Origin of the sequence: Corallococcus sp. AB038B, assembly GCF_003668955.1 — a bacterium.
Classification (GTDB): Bacteria; Myxococcota; Myxococcia; order Myxococcales; family Myxococcaceae; genus Corallococcus; species Corallococcus exiguus.
The window spans coordinates 2,236,414-2,256,722 of sequence record NZ_RAWO01000001.1; the positions used below are offsets into that span (position 1 = coordinate 2,236,414).

The following is a 20,309-nucleotide window of genomic DNA, read 5'->3' on the forward strand; positions in this document are numbered from 1 at the left end:
CGGAGACCGCCATGCACACCCGCTCCAAACCCTCGCCGCGCAACGCCACCCGGCTGATGGCCCTGTCGTCCACAGCCACCGGCTCCACCCTCAACGACCAGGTCACCGCGCTCTTCGCGGCCCAGCCCGTCTCCGGCGACAACCCGGTGGGCAAGGCGGCGCGCTCGGCGCTGGTGGGGCGGCTCCAGGGGGCCACGCCGGGCCGGCACTCCGAGCCGTGGTGGATGCCCTCCGGCCAGACCTTCCTGCAGATCTTCTTTCCCAACTACCGCGCCGATCCCAATCAAGGCGCGGTGACGTCGACCACCGGCCTGAACGACTCGTGGTGGTCCAGCTTCGCGGTCGTGACGCTCTGCCAGGCGATGTACAACATCACCTCGGACCTGCGCCCCCAGCTCAAGCAGCCGGGCATCAACAACCAGGTCTCGGCCAGCAACGCGGCGCTCCAGCCGAAGCTGAACGCGCTGTACAGCCAGCTCCTGAAGACGACGCCCAACGCCGTCGCGACCGCGCTCGCCGCCATCCCCCAGGGCCAGTGGTCGCAGGCGGCCTCCATCTACTCCAGCTATCTCTCCAACCCGGCCTGGATCTCCGCGAAGGTGGCGCAGGCGGCGAGCCACCAGTGGACCGACCAGACGTGGGAGTTGTTCCACCACTGGCTCAAGCTCCAACTGCTCGGCATGTCGAACGCCAGCATCGACGCGCTGATCAACCAGCTCGTCGCGGCCCAGCTCCCGGTGCCCGCCTCCGTGTCCGCGGGCCAGTGGGAGACGTACCTGCCGTGGATGAGCCCGCTGTCGCTCGACTGGAACGACCTCAAGGGGCCGGCCACGCCCGGCATCCTCGCCCAGGTGTGCATGGTCACGCCGGGCTCGTCGTGGCCGTCGTGCATGAACGAGGAGAACTCGTTCGAGTTCACCGCCAACAGCCAGCCCGGCAACCCGTGGCGGTCGCCGCCGGGCGGCAGCTGCTTCCTCGCGGGCGCGAAGGTGCTGATGGCGGACGGAAGCCTGAAGCACATCGAGCAGATCAAGGCGGGCGACCAGGTGCGCACGCGCTCCGGTTCCGCCCACGTGCTCGCCACGCCCACGCTGGTGCTCCAGAACGAGGAGGTCTACGGCTTCAACAACCTGGGGTTCCTCTTCACCGGCACGCATCCGTTCCTCACCCTGAACGCCGCCGGCCAGGGCGCGAAGCTCGCGTGCGTCCAGCCGGTGGACCTGATGAACACCGTGCCCACGCTGTCGACGCTCGGCATCGCCACGCTGGGGCCGGGCTGCCCGCCGCTGATGGGCTGGGCCAGGAATGCGCCCACGCCCATCCCGGTGACCTCGCTCCAGACCCAGCTCCGCGGCGGCGACACGACCATCTACGACCTGGTGGTGGACTTCGACCCCCAGGGCCTGTCCGAGTACATCGTGGGCGACGGCACCACGATGTGCGTCGTGTCGAGCGAGGTGCCCCTCTTCGGCGTCGCGCCGCTCGCCTCCTCGGCGCTCTCGTCCGTGATGTCCGGTTCGTGGAGCACCGTGCAGCAGACGCTCCAGAGCGTGCCCGCGAACCAGTGGGAGAGCGTCCTGTACCAGGGGCTCACCACCGTCTCGACCTACCTGCTGCCGGACGCCATCCGCGCCATCCAGGGCAACGCGGCGCCGCCCCCGCCCACGGCCGCGGTCCCGCCCGTGGCGCTGCGGGAGATGGCGCGCGGGATGGCGAGCGCCATGACGGTGAAGACGGCCATCGGGACACCCACGTACGACGGGCCCCAGGGGTCCTACTTCGCGGCCCTCACCTCCCTCTTCGGCGACGAGCTCAACGACGCCATCAACATGGGCTGGCGCAGCTTCACGCCCATCGGTGACCTGGACGCGACGATGTTGGCGGTCTCGGTCCTCTCGCTCGAGCTGCTGGCGAACGACGCCATCCCCCCCAGCGAGAGGCTCACGCTGGAGGTCCAACTGGGCAGCGGCACGGCCGCGGTGACGCGCACGCTCCCGACCTTCGGCCCGCTGTCGAGCGCCGGCTACGCCCAGCAGTTCGACCAGGTCGCCTACTTCGACAACTGGCGCCCGTCCGAGCCCGGCACGGGCGTGGCCACCTGGGCCCTCACCTTCAGGCTGCGGCGGCAGGACGGCACCGCCCTGCCCGTGCAGGGCATGACGCCGCTCTCCGCGCTCTTCGAGGCCGGCTACCGCCTCTGCTCCGCCGCGGTGTTCACGCCCGGGGGCGACGTCGTCGGGCAACTCCAGTTCGACGTGCGCCCGCTGGTGCCGCAGCTCATGGTGGCGGAGGCGCAGGCCCGCTCGGGCTGGAGCGCGAACCAGGCCACCCCGTTCGCCCAGCAGCTCGGGACGACGATGGGCGCGCTGATGGCCCAGCGCTTCCCGACGGCGGTGCAGCCCTACCTGCAGCCGAACGCCCCGACCCCCTGAAGCCCCCCCCGTCGCAGCCAGGACCTTCCCCAAACCCCGTGACAGGAGTCAGCCCCATGCGCGCTTCGCATCCGACGTTCGCCATTCCCCAGGCCGTCTCTCCCAAGGTGGCCTCGACGCTGCACCGGTTCCGTCATCACGCCCTCATCGACGCGGTGCATGGGAGCGCCCGCACCTACCACGTCACCGTCAAGCGCGGGCGCTCGCTCCAGCCCGCCCCGAAGGGGACGCCGACCACCCTCTCCCTGGTGCTGGGGGGACGCCGCCGCGACCGCCCGACCGCGCTCTATCTGGATCGCCTCCCGGTCGCCGCGTCGCACTTCCAGTGGGACCCGCACCGCGGCCTGCTCACCTGGAACTTCCGCCGGGAGGACGGCGGGCACAGCGGCCGGCTCGTCTTCCACCACGGCGGGCACGGCTTCGTCGGCAGCATCGAGACGGCCGGCAACCGGGTCGGCGTGGAAGCCACGCTCGCCCCGGTGAGCTACGACTGCGCCGTGGCCCTGGACACCGGCACCACGGTGACGGGCACGCCGCCCGCGCTCCAGCTCCACTGGAACCCCCAGGACCCGCGCTGGCAGGCGGCCACCTGGGTGAAGGACGCACTCCAGTTCACCTGGCAGGTGACGGGCACCGTCATCGTCGGACAGGAGACCTACAACATCGCCACGTCGTTCAACGACCTGCAGACGCAGACCCCGTGGACACCGGCCCCCAACACCCTGGGCGCCGTGCTCAACAGCAACCTGGTCTTCAACATGGCGCTGAACCCGGGCGTCTCGCCCGGCGCCGACAACCGCTCCACCCTGAGCGATCCGAACGCGCGCGCCATCCCCACCGTCTTCCCGTACCAGGTGGCCTTCGCGGTGACGGACGCGGGCTCCACCCTCACCGGCGCCATGCTGACGGTCGACGACAGCCAGGCGGGCACGACGCTCGGCCTGCAGGGGCAGGTGGTGAACCCGTCCGTCGTCGGCCTCTACACGTTGGACGGCGTGCGCTCGCCCATCGCGGTGCACGGCGGGCGCCTCTACGTGCAGGACGAGGAGGTCCCCGCCTCGCGGCTGCGGGGCTCGACCCTGCACTTCGAGGGGCTGAGCTCGCGGCAGCAGCAGCTCACCGGCCTGCCCGCGGCCGGCACCGTCCACTTCTCCCAGGACGGCCACTCCGCCTGGCTGCCCGACCAGCCCCGCGGGGGCCGGCGCGTGCAGGCCTCGGAGCTCACCGCGCCCGCCCACCGGGCCGCGTTCGCCGCCCACCCGGTCACGGCGGCGGCCTCCACCTCCGCCGTCAACACGCAGCTCAACCTGACGACGCTCGCGAACATGACCCAGTTCGCGTTCACCAACAACGTCTGGTCCGACGTGGTGCAGCAGGCCACGATGAACGACTTCAACCAGGTGATGATGTACTACCTGCCGTCGAACCTCCGGCAGACGTACTTCGGGACCGGGCAGCCGACGCTGCCTTCCTGGCTGCAGAACGTCGCGGGCATGGGGACCAACCCCAGCCAGTGGTACCAGTCGCTCGCCACCGCCTACCTCACCAACATCCTCTCCACGTTCGACGAGGACGGCGCCAACCAGCTCAACGCCCTGCGCGCGCAGAACTGGCTGAAGACGCAGACCTCCGCCAGCGCCGTGTTCCAGGTGCAGTCCACGGCGATGTACTCGCATGAGTGGTCCAACCAGCCGCAGAACGCGCTGCTGCCGCAGTACCTGGCCGACCAGCAGCAGAACCGCTCCACCTACGCGCAGTACATCCTCGCGGACCAGAAGCAGTGGCTGGCGGAGTTGCAGGCCACCATCATCGACCCCTCCGCGCTGGCGACGATGACGGCCATCGTCAACAACCTGGCCACGGTGGCGGTGAACAGCGGCCTCTACTGGGCGTACACGTTCTTCCGCTACATCAGCAGCCCCCAGGAGCTGACCATCATCGAGATGATGAGCCTGGGGCAGGCGGCGGACCTGGACGGCTCGGCCTTCATGCGGCAGTGCCAGACCAACGTCGCCCTGCTGTCGCTCCTGGACCCCAGCAACCTCTTCTCCCAGCAGTACATCAGCGTCATCCAGACGTTCCAAATCGGGAACATGATCCCCGAGCTGTTCGACTACTCGGCCAACCCGGACGACTACGTGTATGACGTCCAGCAGGTCCTGGCGCAGATCGCCGCGCAGTACGGGAGCAGCTCGGACCCGCAGGTCCAGCAGGCGGCGCAGGAGGCCGCGAAGCTCGCCGCGGACACGCAGCTGGCCGAGTACATCGCCACCATGCAGGCGGCGGCGATTGGCAGGGTGGGCATCTACGGCTGGGCACAGATCGCTCCGCTGATGGCGGGCTCCGTGTCTGGGAAGATCGGCACGCTGGGCGCGAACCTGCTCTGCATGGGGTTGGGCGCCGTGGGCGTGATGGGGATTGTCTACGGGGCGCTCGCCTGGAACGAGCTCTCCCCGACCCAGAAGACGGCGCTGGTCGCCAACGCGGCGTCGTTCACCATCCAGGCCACCAGCAGCATCCTCAAGCGAGGAGTGGCGCTCTCGGCGGTGTGGGATACCGATGCGACGCTCTGGGACAACATCAAGCCCCTCTTCTCCAGCGACCTGATGGCGGAGGCAGACTCGCGGCTCCAGAACGGCTTCCAGAAGTGGCTGGTGAACGAGGGCAGCATCGAGGAGTACCCGTCCGAGATGTTCGGCAACCTGTTCTCGGAGGCGGCCGAGGAGGACAGCTCGCTCGTCACCAAGATCTTCGGCAAGAACCTGGACGAGTTCGTCGCCACCCGGCTGGGGGCGGCGTTCGCGGTCATCAACCTCGTCACCGGTATCATCATGGCGCTCCATGCCCAGTCGTCGCTGGAGGCCTCGGGAGACTGGCTGCTCGTGGCCGCCAGCGGGCTGGACCTGCTCGCCACCGCGGGCAGCTGGGCGCTCGGCGCGGCCGGCATCGAGGCGATCGGCGGGCTCGCGGTGTCGACGATCTGCTCGGTGCTGAGCGTCCTCGGCATCCTGGCCGCGGTGGCCGGGGTGATCATCCTGCTCTACCTGGCCTTCAAGCCGCGCCTGAACCCGGTCCAGCAGTTCGGACAGGACTACGCCAAGCCGGCCGGGTTCTTCATGCAGTACAAAACGGAGATCGACTACTTCAACGGGTACGTGCAGCAAGGCGAGCCGCAGCGGCTGGGGTTGACGCTCTCCATCCCCAGCGGCGGTGGGGCGGTGTTGAAGGTGGGCACGAGCGGGGCGCTCGGCTCGCTGGCGCCGACCGACTACAGCTACGACACCGTGTTCTTCGCCAGCACCAACGGGACGGGGCAGACGGTGATCACCGCGCTGGTCAGCGGCGCGTCGGGCTCGCCCATGCAGATGGCGCTCACCGCCAACCAGGACAACAGCGTGTCCTTCCAGACCCCGCTCCAGTCGACCGACCCGAACTACGGCACGCAGCTCTGGAGCGTCGTGCTCCAGTCGAGCCCCACCCAGGACGGCTCGTTCTTCTCGTCCGGGTCGTTCTCCATCCAGCGCTACGGCACCTCCGGGCAAAGGCTCTCATGGAATGGCCAGACGGCGGTGGTCTCGGCGTCCGGAGGCAACTGGACTGTGACCCAGGTCCCCATGGTGCCCGCGGGCCTCACGATGGGCGACATCACGCTGTACACGTTCTCGCAGGGGCAGGTGTTCAACCCGGTGCTGACGCAGCCGGGGAGCCAGCCCAAGGCGTGGTCCATCACGCCGGTGCTGCCCTCCTGGCTGGTGCTCGACGCCTCGTCGGGGGCCATCAGTGAGCCGCCAAACGCACCGTCGACGCTGCCGCTCACGCCCGCGACGAGGTACACGCTGTCCGTCAGCAACGGCGTTGGCAACGCACAGGCGGTGACCACCTCGTTCACGGTGCAGGTGGTGGAGTTTGGCACCACGCAGGCCGCCATGCCGCTGTTGGCCATCGCGTGACCGCGCTTGCGGCCACTCCTCCGGCAGAGGCCCGCGCGGCGCCGGGACGTTTCGAGGTGCGTCTGGCGCACGACGCGACGGAGATCGACGCCGCGCAGGCACTGCGCTTCCAGGTCTTCGGAGAGGAACTGGGAGCGTGGCCGTTGGACGGTGGCGGGGGACGGCGCCGCGACGTGGACCGGTACGACGCGGTGGCGGACCACCTCGTCGTGCTGGACCATGCGGTCCCCGATGCTCCGGCGGTGGTCGGGACGTTCCGATTGCTCGGGCGCGAGCAGGCTGCGTGTGCGGGCGGCTTCTACTCGGCCGGCGAGTTCCACCTGGAGCCCCTCCTCCAGGAGCCGGGCGAGGTGCTGGAGTTGGGGCGCGCGTGCGTGGCTCCGGCGGCGCGCGGCCTGCCCGTGATGCACCTGCTCTGGCGAGGAATCGCGGAGCAGGTCTTCCTGCGAGGCGTGACCCTGCTGTTCGGGTGCGCGAGCTTCCCCGGCGCGGACCCCCGGCGGTGTGCGTCCGCGCTCGCATGGCTGCGGCGCCACCACCTGGCGCCTCGGGCCTTGCGTCCGCATGCGCTCCCGCATCTTCGCGTCCCACCGGAGTTCGAGGTGGGCCTGGAGTGTTCCTCCCGTCCACCCCATCTGCCGCCCCTCATCGAGGGAGGCCTCCGGCTTGGCGGATTCATTGGCGACGGCGCGGCCATCGACCGTGAGTTCAACACGGTCGATGTCCTGATGATGGTGAGGCTCCACGAGGTCACGGGCCGCTATGCCAGGCACTACGCGCGTGCTTTCCGGGAGCAGGCGAGGAGCAGCGGCCCCTTCGCGGGAGCGGTCCGGGGGTGAGTGCGCGGCGCCGCGGTGCGTGTGGGTTTGAGGGCGAAGCGCCGGCCGAGAGCACAGGTGCGGTGAGAAACGCCCGTCGAATGGAGGTAGGCCAGACAACGGTCGCTCGTTACATGCCCAGACCGGGAAGGGGAGCGCTGAAATCATCACCAACATGGCGGAATTTCTTGCGTTTGCATCTGGCGGAGTCCGTGGGGATGGACTTCTTTGTCATTCCGACTGCGGCGTTTGGAGTGCTGTTGGGATTTGTGGTTGTGAGTCACCGGGACAGGCGAATCCTCCACCTCAATGGGCGTTCGTGCCACGCTTACCCATTTGGGGATTCGCGAGGTACCGAGTGCAACACGGTGTCCGTGGCAGAATCCCTATGCGGAGAGAGTCATCGGCTCGATACGTAGGGAGCTGCTGGACCCTGTCGTCGTCCTGAACGAAGCCCACGCTCGGCACCTGCTGCGCGAGTACCCGCGCTACTCCAACGCGAGCCGGACGCACCTGGCGCTCGGGAAAGACGCGCCCGAGACGCGTGAGGTGCGGGGCCCGGAGCACGGAGCCAAGGTGATAGAGCTACGGGAAGTCTTCGGGCCCCACCACCGGTACGAGCGCCGCGCTGCGTAGAGTCTCGCTCCTTCCAACAACACCCTCGTAGACCCGCGCGTGCTGCACCAGCCTACCTGCGTTCGCAAGACGGGAGGGGAGTGTCCACACGCAGGTAGATTGGTGTTGAGACGTCTGTGTCGGGCGTAATTCCGACCTCTATCAAACGGAAGAGAGTACCTAAACGACCGCTCACGATTCCCGAATGGCAGGCGGCGTCCGGGCCCGGAAAATCGGCCTCTGCGGCAGACCAGACGTCCAGGAATCGCGACCTCTGGTTTAGCGGCTCGTCACGCGCATCGCTCACGTCATGACGCGCGTTTTGACGCAGCCTTGACGCACTCATGACGCAGCGACCGAATTTTGGGTAGGCACAGGGATGAGCGTGGACGGACCCGAGCGCTTCTCCGGCGGCTGCCATCGCGGCACTCCTTTTTATGCATCTTCGGTTTTCCCGCAGGATGCTCATGACTTTTCATTCTGCGAGCCTCATTTGCGAGCTACCGCGACTTCGCGGGCCAGTGCGACGAACGCCGTGTGAGCGGCCGAGGAATTGCGCCGGCCAGGGTAGTAGAGGCAGAGCCGAGCGAGCTCCGGCGTCCAGTCCTCGAGCACTCGAACGAGGCGTCCCGCTTCGATGTCGCCTCGCACGTCCGGCTCCATGAAGAAGCCGAGTCCGATGCCCTCCAGGACTGCGATCTGCGAGAGGCTGGCCTCGTCCAGCGTGATGGGCCCCGTCACATCGATCAGGGCCGTCTGCCCCCGCTTACGGAACTCCCACCGGAAGAGGCTGCCGTTCGGTAAGCGCACCCGGATACACCGATGACGGAAGAGGTCCGATGGGACGCGCGGCCGACCGTGCTTCTTCAGGTACGCCGGCGAAGCGACGATGGCATGGCGTTGGGGCTCTCCAAGCGGAATGGCAATCATGTCGGTGGGCACGAGGTTCGCCATCCGCACGCCGAAGTCGAACCCCTCGGCGACGACGTCGACCAGCCGGCCTTCGGTCACGACGTCGACATGCACGTCCGGATGGCGGCGGAGGTACTCCAGCACCAGTGGCGCGAGGATCTCGCGCGCCGCTGTCGCAAAGGTGTTGATGCGCAGCATGCCGGACGGCTTTGCCTGCTGGGAGCGAGCCGCGTCCATCGCGCCGCGGATGTCCTCGAGTCCCGGAGCCACCTGTTCGACGAACGCTCTGCCGGCGTCGGTCAGCGAGACGCTGCGCGTCGTGCGGTTGAAGAGGCGGACGCCAAGATGTGCTTCGAGCTTCGCGATCGCGCTGCTCATCGCCGTCGTCGACATCCCGAGATCGAGGGCGGCGCCGCGAAACGAGCTCCTGCGAGCGACGGCGAGGACGGCATCGAGATCATTCAGTCCGGGTTGATACATCGATAGTCCTGTAGGTCGGGATGTCGCATCCTACTTTGTCCCTATTGAGCGGGCAATCGCGCGGGCTTACGTCTTGGGTCATGACAATGCACCCATCAATTCGAGCCTATTTCGACGCGGACAGTGCCACGCCGCTCCACGCCTTCGCGCCCGATGCCGTTGTCGAGGATGAGGGACATCGGCATGTCGGGCATGCGGCCATCGACGAATGGTGGCGTGACTCCCAGGTGAAGTATCAGGCCGTCGCGCAGCCGATCGAGGTGAACGCGAAGGACGATGCCTGCGAGGTTCGCGCGAAAGTGACGGGCCAGTTTCCCGGCAGTCCCATCACGCTCACCTTTGCGTTCCGGATGAAGGGCGATCGGATCGCGGCTTTGAGCATCGGCGCGTGAGCCGCGATGCCCATTTCAACCCTGCGGAAGGAAATGACGTGATGAGAGAGCTAGAGGGGAAGCGCGCGCTCGTGACGGGCGGAACGAAGGGCATCGGCAAGGCGGTGGTCGCATGGCTGCGCGCGGCCGGCGCGACGGTGCTGACGACCGCGCGGGAGGGAACGGGCGAGGGCTTCATCGCCGCCGATGTCGCCACGGCCGAGGGCTGCGCGCGCGTCGTGAAGGCCGCCGGAGCAATGGACATCCTGGTCCACGTCGTAGGTGGAACGTCGGCGCCGGCGGGCGGCTTCTCCGTCCTCGACGACGACGCGTGGCAGAAGACGATCGACCTGAACCTGATGGCGGCGGTGCGTCTCGACCGGGCACTGGTCCCCGGAATGCGCGAGCGCCGGACCGGCGCGGTCGTGCACGTGACGTCGATCCAGCGGCAGATGCCGCTTCATGATGCGACGACCGCGTACGCCTCGGCCAAGGCCGCACTCTCGAACTACAGCAAGGCCCTCTCGAAGGAGGTCGCGCCGCAGGGCGTGCGTGTGAATCGCGTGTCACCGGGCTGGGTCGAGACCGAGGCCTCCGTCGGATTCATGAGCGAGATCGCGGCGAAGAACGGCACCGACGAGGCGGGCGCGAAGGAGCTCGTGATGCGCTCGCTCGGCGGAATTCCTCTCGGGCGCCCCGCGCGTCCGGCCGAGGTCGCCGAGCTGATCGGGTTTCTCGTCTCGGACCGAGCGAGCGCGATCACCGGGGCGGAGTACGTGATCGACGGCGGGACGGTGCCCGTAAGCTAGCAGGCTGCTGAAAAACTCCGGTGCGGGGACGACCTCCCGCACCGGAGCAGGGACTCCTCCTGACCTGGTGAGCCAGGAGCCTCCGGATGACAAGGGCAACCCCACCGTCGACTTCCACGGCGAGAGGAGAAGCAACGCCGCGCACGCGTCAACGACCGACCCGGAGTCGAGGCTGGCGCGCAGAGGATGCCGGGTATGACGTGCAGTGCTTCGTGGAAGCTGTACGGGAGCGACGGATGACTCCGCACGTGGCCCAAACGCGGGACGTGCGCCGGGCCAGCCGAATCGACGGCCGGGCCCCCCGCCATACGGGCTGCGCCCTGCCAGCGCGCGCTCTTCAGCACCGCGAGGAAAATCCCTGGGGATTCAGCGGCTTGAGCACGAAGGCCCCGCGGTGTTCATCGCGAGGCCCGTGGAAAACAAAAAGGCCCTGCCGGGTTAGGGCAGGGCCTTCTTTTTTGCTCCCCGAATGAAGCCCTGCGCGAACTCGTTCTCTGCGCTGCGGCAGAGAATCTCGAACCGAGCTTCGAGAAGATTTCGGGCGGCGCACCCTGTGTCTGCCCGGAGCTCATTCGGCGCTCGACCGAAACTGTCGTCGGTATGCTCCAGGTGCAACCCCCGCCCACTGACGGAACGCGTAGCTGAACGACGCCTCCGACGCGTACCCGGTCCTCTGCGAGGCCCTCGCCAGCGTGGCACCGTCGCGCAGGAGCATCGATGCCCGCTGCATCCGAAGACGCGTGAGGTATCCGAGTGGCGGCTCGCCGACGAACTCGGCGAAGCGCGCCGCGAACCCGGAGCGAGAGAGCCCGACCTGCTCGGCGAGCAGCGCTACCGTCCACGGGGCTTCCGGTCGCTGGTGCATGAGGCCGAGGGCTGCCGCCAGCTGCTTGTCGCGGAGCGCACCGAGGAATCCCTCCGAGCCCTCAGGCAGGCTCTCCATGTACGCGCGCAGCACCTGGATGAAAATGACGTCGGCCATGCGAGTCAGGACCATCTGCGAGCCCGGCCGATCCGAATCGAGCTCTCGTCCGATGAACTGCAAGTTCTGGAGAAACGACGGCACCGCTTCGCCTGCGTCCGGCGTGATGCGAATCAGCGGTGGGAGCGTCGCGAGCATCGGCGTCTCGAACGGATCGTCGATCAGGAACGACCCGTGGATCATGTTCGTCACGACGCCTGAACCGCCGAGCTTCAGGTGATGGCTGGTGGTTTGCGTGGGGCTCACGTTGCGCCTCACGAGTTCGTCGAAGTTGATGGCGCTGCTGCGCGGCTGATCTCGAATCGCGTAGCCGTGCCCTTGCGGCATCACCACGAGATCTCCGCCGGAGAGCGCGATGCGAGGCTCCGATGCTTTGTCGACCGAGAGCCAGCAGTTTCCTCGCATGACGTAGAGGAACCGCACGCATCCCTTCGCTTCTCGCAACGAGACGCCCCACGGCGAACTCGCGACGTAGCACGCCCAGCTCGCGTCCTTCAGGCGGACATGGCCCAACACCTCGCTGAGTGCATCCATATTCGCGGACCTCGGTGGACAGCTTCGGAAGAAAATGTATCACACGAGGCTTCCTCCGGACTGCTGGACGAAGTCGAAAGAAACTTGGACAACATCGAAGGTTTCGTCCGATTTGGTGGGCATATGTTGGTCTCCGTCGCTCACCAAACCAACGGCGGTCGAAGGCCGCCACGATAGGACGGAATCGCATATGACCCGACTGAATGGAAAGACCGCGGTGATCACCGGTGGTGCTACCGGCATTGGCTTCGCCGCGGCGAAGCGCTTCATCGACGAAGGCGCCTTCGTCTTCATCTTCGGCCGCCGGCAGAAAGCGCTCGACGCCGCTGTGGCCAGACTCGGGCCCAATGCCCGCGCGGTGATGGGCTCGGTCTCCGACCTGGCCGACCTCGACCGACTCTACGCGGCGGTGAAGGCCGAGCGCGGACGCCTCGACATCGTCTTCGCCAATGCCGGGGCGGGAAGCCAGCTTCCGCTCGGCAAGATCACCGCCGAGCACATTGACGAAATCTTCGACACCAACGTGAAGGGTTCGATCTTCACGGTCCAGAAGGCGCTGCCGCTGATGGGCCAGGGCGGTTCAATCATCCTGACCGGATCGAGCGCCGGCACTACGGGCGCCCCGGCATTCAGCGCCTACGGTGCGAGCAAGGCGGCCGTGCGCAACCTCGCGCGGACCTGGGCGGAGGACCTGAAGGGCACCGGCATTCGGGTAAACGTGCTGTCGCCCGGGTCGACGGCAACTGAACTCGCGAAGGAAGCGCTTGGCGAGGAGGGCATGAAGGTCTTCGCCTCGATGAATCCGTTCCAGCGCATGGCCGATCCGGCGGAAATCGGAGCGGTGGCTGCCTTTCTCGCGTCGCCCGACAGCAGCTTCATGACCGCCAGCGAGGTCGCCGTCGACGGCGGCCTCGCGCAAATCTGACGCTCCAGCCGAAGGAGAATCCATGAGCTACGCGATTATCGGCTTCGGCAAGATTGGCCAGGCGCTTGCCAAGGCGTTTGCCCGCAGCGGCATCGAAGTATCCGTTGCGACCACTCGCGACCCGGAAAGCTTTGCATCCGCCGCGGCAGCGATCGGACCTACGATCATCCCCAGAAGACTGGCGGAAGCCGTCAAGGCGGACATCGTCTTTTTGGCTGTCCGTTTCGAGTCGCACAGGGATGTCGCGAAGGCGCTGCCCACTTGGAAGGGAAAGACCCTCATTGATGTGACCAATGCCTACGGCGTGTTCCCTGAGGAACTGGGAGGACAGCCTTCTTCCAAGGTCGTCGCACAGGCCTTCACGGGTGGAAGACTGGTCAAGGGCTTCAACCATTTGGTCGCTGCCGTCCTTGGCCAGGATCCGGCCGTACAGGGTGGCAGGAGAGTTGTGTTCCTGGCGAGCGACGATGACGGCGCCGCAGCGGAGGTCGGTGTGCTTGCGGAAGATCTCGGTTTCTCGCCGATAAAACTTGGCGGGCTTTCGGAAGGTGGACTGCTTGTGCAGGCGCGGGGAAATAGCTGGGGGCACCTGATCTTCAAGGACCTGGTCAAGTTCGGCTAACGAACCGTGATCGTGAGTTTCGATGCGATCCTGCCTCCTGCTGAACGACTTGTGGCTACCGGAAATTCGGGTCCAGTGCCACGCGTGCGTCAGCGAATGCATCATTGGCAGAATCCCTATGCGGAGAGAGTCATCGGCTCGATACGTAAGGAACTGCTGGACCATGTCGTCGTCCTGAACGAGGCCCATGCTCGGCGCCTGCTGCGCGAGTACCAGCGCTACTACAGCGAGCCAGACGCACCTGTCGCTCGGGAAAGATGCGCCCGAGATGCGTGAGGTGCAGGGCCTGGAGCACGGAGCCAAGGTGATAGAGCTTCGGGAAGTCTTCGGGCTCCACCACCGGTACGAGCGCCGCGCTGCATGGCGTCTCGGTCCTTCCAGCAACACCCTCGTAGATCCGCGAGTGCTGCAGCCGCCTACCTGAGTTCGCAGGACGAGGGGGAATGTCCACACGCGGGCAGAGAGGCGTTGAGGCGTCTGCGCCGGGCATATTTCCGACTTCTATAAAATGGAAGAGAGGACCCAGCGGCTCGTCATACGCATCGGTCACGTCATGACGCGCGTTTTGCCGCACTCATGATGCAGCGACCGAATTTCGGGTAGGCACACGCGGCGTGAGGTTGGAGAGGCACAACCGCTACAGCCCCACCCCCATCCACAGGGACGGACTGTCTCGACGAACCCACGAGAGTTCCATCTTGGCGCACATCGGCCGACACACGCAGCCCTTCAGCGCCCATTTCCGAGGAACACGGCACGCAGTCTCTGGTGTTTCATCTCCCGCACTGTGCCTCCCCACTCCGAACCACGAGTCTCCATGATGGCAAGCAAGGCATGCTGGGTCCTCTTCGCCGCCCTCTGTCTGGCAGTGGGCCTCTATCCCGGCAGCTACTTCCTCGCGGCCTCGAACTTCGGACTCCGTGCCTTGAAGAGCAGCGAGCTCCTGACCGACCCCGTCTGAAACGCGGCCTTCTACACGCACATCGCCCTGGGAGGACTTGCGCTGGCCATCGGCTGGACCCAGTTCGTCGCGAGACTGCGACTCAAGCGCCCGGGCGCACACCGGCTCCTCGGCAAGGTCTACGTCGGAGCGGTCCTGCTGAGCGGGCTCGCCGGCGTCTACGTCGGCTTCTTCGCCACGGGGGGCGTCATCGCCGCGTCGGGCTTCGTCAGCCTGGGCATCAGCTGGCTCTATACCACTGCCTCCGCCTATCGGCTCATCAAGAGCCGGCGACTCGAAGAGCACCGGCTCATGATGACCTACAGCTATGCCGCCTGCTTCGCGGCAGTCACGCTGAGGCTCTGGATGCCCGTCCTGATCTACGCCCTGGGTGACTTCATCTCGGCCTACAGAATCGTCGCCTGGCTCTGCTGGCTCCCCAACCTTGGCGTGGCATATTTCATCTCGCGTAGACAGCTCCAGGCGCGCGAACTCGTGCCTTCGTGACGAGACCTTGGTTTCTGGCAGGGTTGGCGGCGACCACTGTGCTTGGTGGGAGGGCCCGGCGGCTCGTCGTGCTCATCGCTCACCGAATTGACGCGGCCTTGACGCACCCATGACGCAGCGACCGGATTTTGGGTAGGCACAGCCGAAACCGTCACCAACATGGCGGAACTTCTTGCGCTTGCATCTGGCGGAGTCCGCGGGGATGGATTTCTTTGTCATTCCGGCTGCGACGTTTGGAGTGCTGTTGGGATTTGTGGTTGTGAGTCACCGAGACAGGCGAATCCTCCACCTCAATGTGACAGCGCACCCGACGGAAGAATGGACGAAGCAGCAGATGCGAGAGGCCTTTCCCTGGACCAGTGCTCCGAGGTACTTGCACCGAGATAGGGACAAGCTCTACTCGGAGGGTGTTCGCGCCACGCTTACCCATTTGGGGATTCGCGAGGTGCCGAGTGCAGCACGGTGTCCGTGGCAGAATCCCTATGCGGAGAGAGTCATCGGCTCGATACGTAGGGAGTTGCTGGACCATGTCGTCGTCCTGAACGAAGCCCACTCTCGGCGCCTGCTGCGCGAGTACCAGCGCTACTACAATGCGAGCCGGACGCACCTGTCGTTCGGGAAAGATGCGCCCGATACGCGTGAGGTGCAGGGCCCGGAGCACGGAGCCAAGGTGATAGAGCTACGGGAAGTCTTCGGGCTCCACCACCGGTACGAGCGCCGCGCTGCGTAGAGTCTCGGTCCTTCCAAGAACACCCTCGTAGACCCGCGCGTGCTGCACCAGGCTACCTGCGTTCGCAGGAGGGGCGGGGAGTGCCCACACGCAGGTAGCGCGAGGTGTTGAGGCGTCTGCGCCGGGCGTAATTCCGACCTCTGTCAAGCGGAAGGGAGGACCCAGTGGCTCGTCATGCGAATCGCTCACGTCATGACGCGCGTTTTGACGCACTCATGACGCAGCGACTGAATTTTGGGTAGGCACACCGCGTGAACGGCGGCGCCGAGCGCGAGCTCCCAGCTCGGAACAGCAAGGCCGGCCATGGGGACGTGCCCCACGACCGGCCTTGCTCCTCGGCGTGTCGACGCGGTCCTACCGTAGGGGCACGCGCTTGAGCCTGAAGGGCGAGGGGCTCTCGCTCATCGTGAAGTAGCTCGCGCCGTTGGCCTCGTACTCGATCGCCTCACCCTGGCCCTCGGAGGTGTCGGTCAGCGTGACGGGCGTCGCGAAGACGGCCGACTCGAAGCCAAGTCCCGGCGTCGCACGGAACTCGTAGACAGTGCGGTAGGTGCGAAGGAGGAAGCGATCCGCGCATGGGTGGATCGCCGCCGCGGTCGCGGCCGAGAAGTTGTCGTCTCCGTTCAGCGGCAGCTGGATCGTGTGGACGTGGATCAGCGTGGCCTGCACGCCCGGCGTCAGCGGCTGGGGGAACTTGTACACGCCGCTCTGCCCCGTGCCCCCGTTCTTGGTGACGACGTAGATGTCCCCGGTGGTGGGGTGCACCATCAGCGACTCCGCGTCCTTCGCGCCGTCCGGATAGACGAACGGGAAGGCCTCGGCGACGAGCCCCCCCGAGGTCTGGCCGTTGGCGAGATCCGGCTCGGGTACGCGGTAGATCGTGAACGACGTGGGGCTGCCACCCGGAGGGAAGTTGGCGCTCCACTTCCCGATGTCACCGATGAAGATGCACGAGCCGCTCGGGCAGGGCCCGGTTGCGAGGTCCTCCCAGTCGGCCGGCGTCACGTTGGTCACGTTGAACGTGCCGATCGTGCTCGCGTTGAGGGTGTTGATCGCGACGATCGCGGTGGTGTCCTCGTTGTGCACGTAGAGCGTGTTGCCGACCACGCGGCTCGCGGCCAGGCCCGAGGGCTCCACGATTTCCGGCGCGGTCACGGTGCCCTGGAGCGTGAAGGTGCTCGCGTACGTGTCGCCGACCATGCAACTGGGGGCGTTGGCGGCGCGCAGGACGATCACGTGCGCGGTGTTGGTCTGCACGAACGCGGAGCTGCCGGAGAGGCCCGTCTGGAGGCCCGGCGCGGTGAGCGACCGGTAGGCCGCATTGAAGAGCAGTCCATTGGTGTGACCCAGGCACGCGTCGAAGGCCTCGGTGAAGCCGAGCGGCGGCTCGATGCCGGTGGCAGGGCAGGTGGCGTCCGGCCAGACCTGTGAGCCGTACCAGACGGCGAGGCCACCCGCGCTGCCGGTCACCACGTCGGGCACGGTGAACGACGCGGAGTCGCCGTTCTTCTGGCCTGCGTGCACGTCGATTGGCTGGATCGGATCGACGCCGCTGAAGGCCTCCACGCTCCCCGCCATGTGGGTGGTCGCGTCCAGTCCGAACGCGTAGCTCGCGGGCTCGGAGGCGCCCGCGACGCGGTAGAAGATCCAGGTGCGGATGGCCCAGGCGCTCTGCTCCGAGCGCAGGAACGTCCAGCCGGCGGGCGGCGTGACGGTCGCGGAGATGTTGTTGCGCACGGTCACCCGCGCGATGAGCGCGTCGTTGGCCTCGGTCCCCGACGGCTTGGGGATCGACAGCGAAGCGATCGACAGGCCGCTGTGGCGCGAGCTCCCACGCAACGCGACCCCCGAGGACGGTGCGACCTCGGCGCGGCGAAGGGCGACGACCTGCGCGACGTTGGTCTCGGCGAACGTCGAGCTCCCGTTGAATGGTCCCTGGATGCCGGCACCGGCGAGGGGCATGAAGGCGGCGTTGAAGACGAGGCCCTGGGACGAGGACACCAAGCAGGTGTCGTAGGTCTCGGCGAAGCCCACGGGGGGCTCGATCGCCGGGGTCGGACACGCGGCGCCGGTCCACGCCTGCGCGCCGAACCAGACGGCAGCCCCGCCCGCGGTCGAGGTGCTCAGCTGCGGCGTCGTGAAGGCCGTCGAGCCGCTGTTGCTCTTGCCGGCGTGCGTGTCGATCGGGTTGGCCGGATTGACGCCGGCATACGCCACGAGGTTGCCGACGAGGTTGCTCGCGATGGAACTCTGGAACGTGTGGCTCGCGGGCTCGCTGGCGGTGGCGACGCGGACGAAGACCCAGCCGCGGATGCTCCAGGTGCTCATGTCGGTGCGCACCAGCGTCCAACCCGCAGGCGGGGTGAGCTCGGCGTCGATCTGGTTCCGGTTCGCAAGGTGCGCCAGCAGCACGTTACCGGCGGCGACGCCCGTAGGGGTCGAGAGGGTCAGGCTGGTGACCGTCTTGCCGCTCGCGTGCGTGGTGCCGACGAGGGTGATCTCCCCGGTGGCCGGCGGCTGGAGGGGACGCAGCACCACCGCGTGCGTGATGTTGGTGTTGGGGAGCGTGGAGCTGCCGGTGAAGGCGGGCTGGGCACCTGCGGCCCCGAGCTCCGAGGTGGCGGCGCTGTGCAGCACGCCGAGCGACGACGAGACGAGGCAGGTGTCGAGCTGCTCGGTGAAGCCCGTCGGAGGGGTGTGGACCGCGGGGCACGCGGCGCCTCCCCAGACCTGGGCCGAGAACCACACTGCGAGGCCGTTCGCGGACGACGTGGTGGCGACGGGCAGCGCGAGGCTCGCGCTGTTGCCATTCTTCTGGCCCACGTGCACGTCGATCGGCTGGAGCGGATCCGCGCCCGACACCGCGACCAGGGTGGCCGCCATGGAGCTGGCGAGGTCGAGGGTGAAGGTGTGACTGCTCGGCTCGGCCGCGCTGGCCACGCGGAGGAAGAGCCAGGACTTGATGGCCGAGGCGCTCTGCTCGGAGCGCAGCAGCGTCCAGCCAGCGGGTGGGGTGGCGACGGCGGTGACGGCCTCGCGATTGCTCAGCTGCATCACCAGCACATCTCCGGCGGCCGTACCGACGGGGGTGGGGATGGAGAGGGTGGTGGTGGCCAGGCCGCTCGCGCTGGTGGTTCCTCGCACGGAGAGCGTGGAGAGGCCCTGGGCCGTCGTCGCATCCTGTACGTCGTCGGGCTGCGCGAGCTCAGTCGTTCCACAGGCGGCCATCAGTAGGGCGGCCGCGAGCCACAGACTTCGGATTGGGGGCATGGGGTTTCGATCGGGTGTCGACTCACCGGACTGGAGGTCCGGGAATCGGCCATGTGAAGGACCCCGAAGTGCGAAGCGCAATCGACTGTCATGACACGGGAAAGCTGCCGTGAAATGGTTGGGATCGTCGGGTGCCATCGAAAGAAGGTGGCAGTCCTGTCCATGCGGTCACGCGGAGTACTTGGAGAACGCGAAGCCCAAGGATATCTGCGCACGGTGCAAGGGCCGAAGGGCGGTCGGCACCCCGAGGTGGGGGCCTCCAGGCAAGCCTCGTGACCGTGGCTGTGACCGGCTCGTGACGTCAGCAGAACGGTGCTGACATCCTGTGAGCTGGAGCGTGCCTGGAACTGTGGGCTTCGTCGAGCTCGTGGGGCACGAAGCCCTTGGAGGCCCTGCTCTTCGGGCGTCCGACCAAGAGGGAGTCGATTGGGGTGTGCTGTGTTCGTGGCCGCTGCGTGATGTTTGAGTTGCCCTGCGTCAGCAGAGCCGATCTCAGAATTGGCGCATGAGGATGAGAGCGCAGGCGAGGTGGAGAAACCCGAGGAAGTTCTCGGCTTTCACCTCGTAGCGGGTGACGAGGCGCCGGAAGAAGCGGAGCCAGGCGAAGTAGCGTTCCACCTTCCAGTGTCGCTCGTAGCGCCGCGGCTCGCGCCCGTCCTGGGGGGCCTTGCGCTTGCGGCCCCTGCGGTGTGGGGCAATCAGTTTCACGCCACGCTCGTCCCAGACTCCTCGTCGAGTTCGCTCACACCTGCCGCCAGGTATCGAGTCGCTGCGGAAACCCATCAGACTTCAGCGGGTTGTCTCGCTCAATTTCGAGATTGGCTCTACGCTGCCCACTTTGGTAAGCGCGACGCTTCCCGGAGGAGGCCCTTCCTCCGGGGTTGCCTTGCGCGGGGCGCCTTGGGACTGAGAGGCGTTGGATGCGCCACGCACCAGCGGGACCGCCGAAGCACCACGAACCCGCAGGAGGGTGGGCACTGTGCGGAGTCTTGGCGCTCTCGAGGCTCTTGGGGCGCTCCGGACCGGAGTGCCGTCCACCTCGCGTGGCAGGCAAACACCCCCCGTGAAACGGTGGCGGCTGATCAGAGGCTTCCGACGGGCCTTCACTTTGAGTGCTGACTGGGAGGGCTTCTCCCGACCTTGCGCCGCCCCCTTGGGGACCAGCAATGCAGGTAAGAGACGCAACCAGAAAGCAGAGAGAGACGCCTTCCCAGAAACCTCAGAGCGGAAAGAGCGGGTCACCGGGGAATGTTGTTAACCACCGCCCCAAAAGTTAACAGCACTTGTTAACCACTCTCGGCCTCTCTCTCCCCAAAACGGGCGAAAGAGCACTCCAGAGAGCCCAGTTGGTGGCGGAGAAGAGGGGGTCTCTTGCTCTGCGGGGTAGAGGGCCGAGAGCACCCTCTTCAGCA

Annotated in this window: 16 protein-coding genes and 1 pseudogene; 13 read left to right on the forward strand and 4 right to left on the reverse strand. The window is 67.0% G+C overall.

Annotation, left to right across the window (positions count from 1 at the left end):
- Positions 1-11 precede the first annotated feature (11 nt).
- From D7Y04_RS09315 to D7Y04_RS09330, 4 genes are all read left to right on the forward strand, one after another.
- Entirely contained in the window at positions 12-2,432 is a 2,421-nt protein-coding gene (locus D7Y04_RS09315) for a hypothetical protein (RefSeq protein ID WP_121758992.1), read from the forward strand.
- A gap of 56 nt (positions 2,433-2,488) precedes the next feature.
- A complete protein-coding gene (locus D7Y04_RS09320; RefSeq protein ID WP_121758993.1) occupies positions 2,489-6,382 on the forward strand; it encodes a hypothetical protein in 3,894 nt (1,297 codons plus the stop codon).
- The gene (locus D7Y04_RS09325; RefSeq protein ID WP_121758994.1) at positions 6,379-7,221 is read left to right on the forward strand and encodes a GNAT family N-acetyltransferase; all 843 of its coding nucleotides are present in this window, start codon (positions 6,379-6,381) and stop codon (positions 7,219-7,221) included. Before D7Y04_RS09320 ends, D7Y04_RS09325 begins: the two co-directional genes overlap by 4 nt.
- Before the next feature lie 288 nt (positions 7,222-7,509).
- Positions 7,510-7,836 carry a transposase gene (locus D7Y04_RS09330; protein ID WP_233601331.1) on the forward strand — a complete coding sequence of 109 codons (327 nt, stop codon included), beginning with the start codon at positions 7,510-7,512 and terminating at the stop codon, positions 7,834-7,836.
- A gap of 468 nt (positions 7,837-8,304) precedes the next feature.
- Here the strand turns inward: D7Y04_RS09330 and D7Y04_RS09335 are convergent, their stop codons facing one another.
- Positions 8,305-9,207 (reverse strand): LysR family transcriptional regulator, encoded by a 903-nt coding sequence (locus D7Y04_RS09335; protein WP_121758995.1) that lies wholly within the window; start codon positions 9,205-9,207, stop codon positions 8,305-8,307.
- Positions 9,208-9,293: 86 nt separating this feature from the next.
- Between D7Y04_RS09335 and D7Y04_RS09340 the strand changes: the two genes are divergently transcribed.
- The 3 genes and pseudogenes from D7Y04_RS09340 to D7Y04_RS09350 all read left to right on the forward strand — a co-directional run.
- The gene (locus D7Y04_RS09340) at positions 9,294-9,599 is read left to right on the forward strand and encodes a nuclear transport factor 2 family protein (protein ID WP_233597136.1); all 306 of its coding nucleotides are present in this window, start codon (positions 9,294-9,296) and stop codon (positions 9,597-9,599) included.
- Positions 9,596-10,387, forward strand: a complete 792-nt coding sequence (locus D7Y04_RS09345) for an SDR family oxidoreductase (protein WP_233601332.1) — start codon at positions 9,596-9,598, stop codon at positions 10,385-10,387. Before D7Y04_RS09340 ends, D7Y04_RS09345 begins: the two co-directional genes overlap by 4 nt.
- Before the next feature lie 76 nt (positions 10,388-10,463).
- A pseudogene (locus D7Y04_RS09350) lies at positions 10,464-10,574 on the forward strand (IS5/IS1182 family transposase); the annotation flags it as partial.
- Between the two features lie 381 nt (positions 10,575-10,955).
- On the opposite strand, the gene D7Y04_RS09355 reads toward D7Y04_RS09350, so the two are convergent.
- Positions 10,956-11,903, reverse strand: coding sequence for an AraC family transcriptional regulator (locus D7Y04_RS09355; protein WP_121758996.1), 948 nt, complete (start codon positions 11,901-11,903; stop codon positions 10,956-10,958).
- Between the two features lie 190 nt (positions 11,904-12,093).
- On the opposite strand from D7Y04_RS09355, the gene D7Y04_RS09360 reads away from it, so the two are divergent.
- The 6 genes from D7Y04_RS09360 (at position 12,094) to D7Y04_RS09380 (ending at position 15,627) form a co-directional block, all read left to right on the forward strand.
- Complete coding sequence (locus tag D7Y04_RS09360; protein ID WP_121758997.1) at positions 12,094-12,828, forward strand: SDR family NAD(P)-dependent oxidoreductase; 735 nt, start codon at positions 12,094-12,096, stop codon at positions 12,826-12,828.
- Positions 12,829-12,850: 22 nt separating this feature from the next.
- On the forward strand, positions 12,851-13,450 hold the full coding sequence (locus tag D7Y04_RS09365; RefSeq protein ID WP_120595062.1) for an NADPH-dependent F420 reductase: 600 nt from the start codon (positions 12,851-12,853) through the stop codon (positions 13,448-13,450).
- Positions 13,451-13,546: 96 nt separating this feature from the next.
- The gene (locus D7Y04_RS09370) at positions 13,547-13,726 is read left to right on the forward strand and encodes a transposase (RefSeq protein ID WP_233601374.1); all 180 of its coding nucleotides are present in this window, start codon (positions 13,547-13,549) and stop codon (positions 13,724-13,726) included.
- Positions 13,727-14,267: 541 nt separating this feature from the next.
- A complete protein-coding gene (locus D7Y04_RS45530; protein WP_233601333.1) occupies positions 14,268-14,411 on the forward strand; it encodes a hypothetical protein in 144 nt (47 codons plus the stop codon).
- A gap of 21 nt (positions 14,412-14,432) precedes the next feature.
- Positions 14,433-14,897, forward strand: coding sequence for a DUF2306 domain-containing protein (locus D7Y04_RS09375; protein WP_255428410.1), 465 nt, complete (start codon positions 14,433-14,435; stop codon positions 14,895-14,897).
- 334 nt (positions 14,898-15,231) lie between these two features.
- Positions 15,232-15,627: an integrase core domain-containing protein gene (locus D7Y04_RS09380; RefSeq protein ID WP_233601376.1), complete on the forward strand. Its 396-nt coding sequence runs from the start codon at positions 15,232-15,234 to the stop codon at positions 15,625-15,627.
- 354 nt (positions 15,628-15,981) lie between these two features.
- Here D7Y04_RS09380 and D7Y04_RS09385 read toward each other — a convergent pair whose 3' ends face one another.
- Together D7Y04_RS09385 and D7Y04_RS09390 are read right to left on the reverse strand one after the other, a co-directional pair.
- Positions 15,982-18,897: a cell wall anchor protein gene (locus tag D7Y04_RS09385; RefSeq protein WP_121758998.1), complete on the reverse strand. Its 2,916-nt coding sequence runs from the start codon at positions 18,895-18,897 to the stop codon at positions 15,982-15,984.
- A 492-nt stretch (positions 18,898-19,389) separates the two neighbouring features.
- Positions 19,390-19,680, reverse strand: coding sequence for a transposase (locus D7Y04_RS09390; RefSeq protein ID WP_121758999.1), 291 nt, complete (start codon positions 19,678-19,680; stop codon positions 19,390-19,392).
- Positions 19,681-20,309: the final 629 nt, after the last annotated feature.

Excerpts from the sequence above, each read along its gene's own strand:
- D7Y04_RS09315 (WP_121758992.1), top strand. The coding sequence starts at position 12 with ATGCACACCCGCTCCAAACCCTCGCCGCGCAACGCCACCCGGCTGATG.
- D7Y04_RS09320 (WP_121758993.1), top strand. The coding sequence starts at position 2,489 with ATGCGCGCTTCGCATCCGACGTTCGCCATTCCCCAGGCCGTCTCTCCC.
- D7Y04_RS09330 (WP_233601331.1), top strand. The coding sequence starts at position 7,510 with ATGGGCGTTCGTGCCACGCTTACCCATTTGGGGATTCGCGAGGTACCG.
- D7Y04_RS09335 (WP_121758995.1), bottom strand. The coding sequence starts at position 9,207 with ATGTATCAACCCGGACTGAATGATCTCGATGCCGTCCTCGCCGTCGCT.
- D7Y04_RS09340 (WP_233597136.1), top strand. The coding sequence starts at position 9,294 with ATGCACCCATCAATTCGAGCCTATTTCGACGCGGACAGTGCCACGCCG.
- D7Y04_RS09355 (WP_121758996.1), bottom strand. The coding sequence starts at position 11,903 with ATGGATGCACTCAGCGAGGTGTTGGGCCATGTCCGCCTGAAGGACGCG.
- D7Y04_RS09360 (WP_121758997.1), top strand. The coding sequence starts at position 12,094 with ATGACCCGACTGAATGGAAAGACCGCGGTGATCACCGGTGGTGCTACC.
- D7Y04_RS09365 (WP_120595062.1), top strand. The coding sequence starts at position 12,851 with ATGAGCTACGCGATTATCGGCTTCGGCAAGATTGGCCAGGCGCTTGCC.
- D7Y04_RS09370 (WP_233601374.1), top strand. The coding sequence starts at position 13,547 with ATGCATCATTGGCAGAATCCCTATGCGGAGAGAGTCATCGGCTCGATA.
- D7Y04_RS45530 (WP_233601333.1), top strand. The coding sequence starts at position 14,268 with ATGATGGCAAGCAAGGCATGCTGGGTCCTCTTCGCCGCCCTCTGTCTG.
- D7Y04_RS09380 (WP_233601376.1), top strand. The coding sequence starts at position 15,232 with ATGCGAGAGGCCTTTCCCTGGACCAGTGCTCCGAGGTACTTGCACCGA.
- D7Y04_RS09385 (WP_121758998.1), bottom strand. The coding sequence starts at position 18,897 with ATGCCCCCAATCCGAAGTCTGTGGCTCGCGGCCGCCCTACTGATGGCC.
- D7Y04_RS09390 (WP_121758999.1), bottom strand. The coding sequence starts at position 19,680 with ATGGGTTTCCGCAGCGACTCGATACCTGGCGGCAGGTGTGAGCGAACT.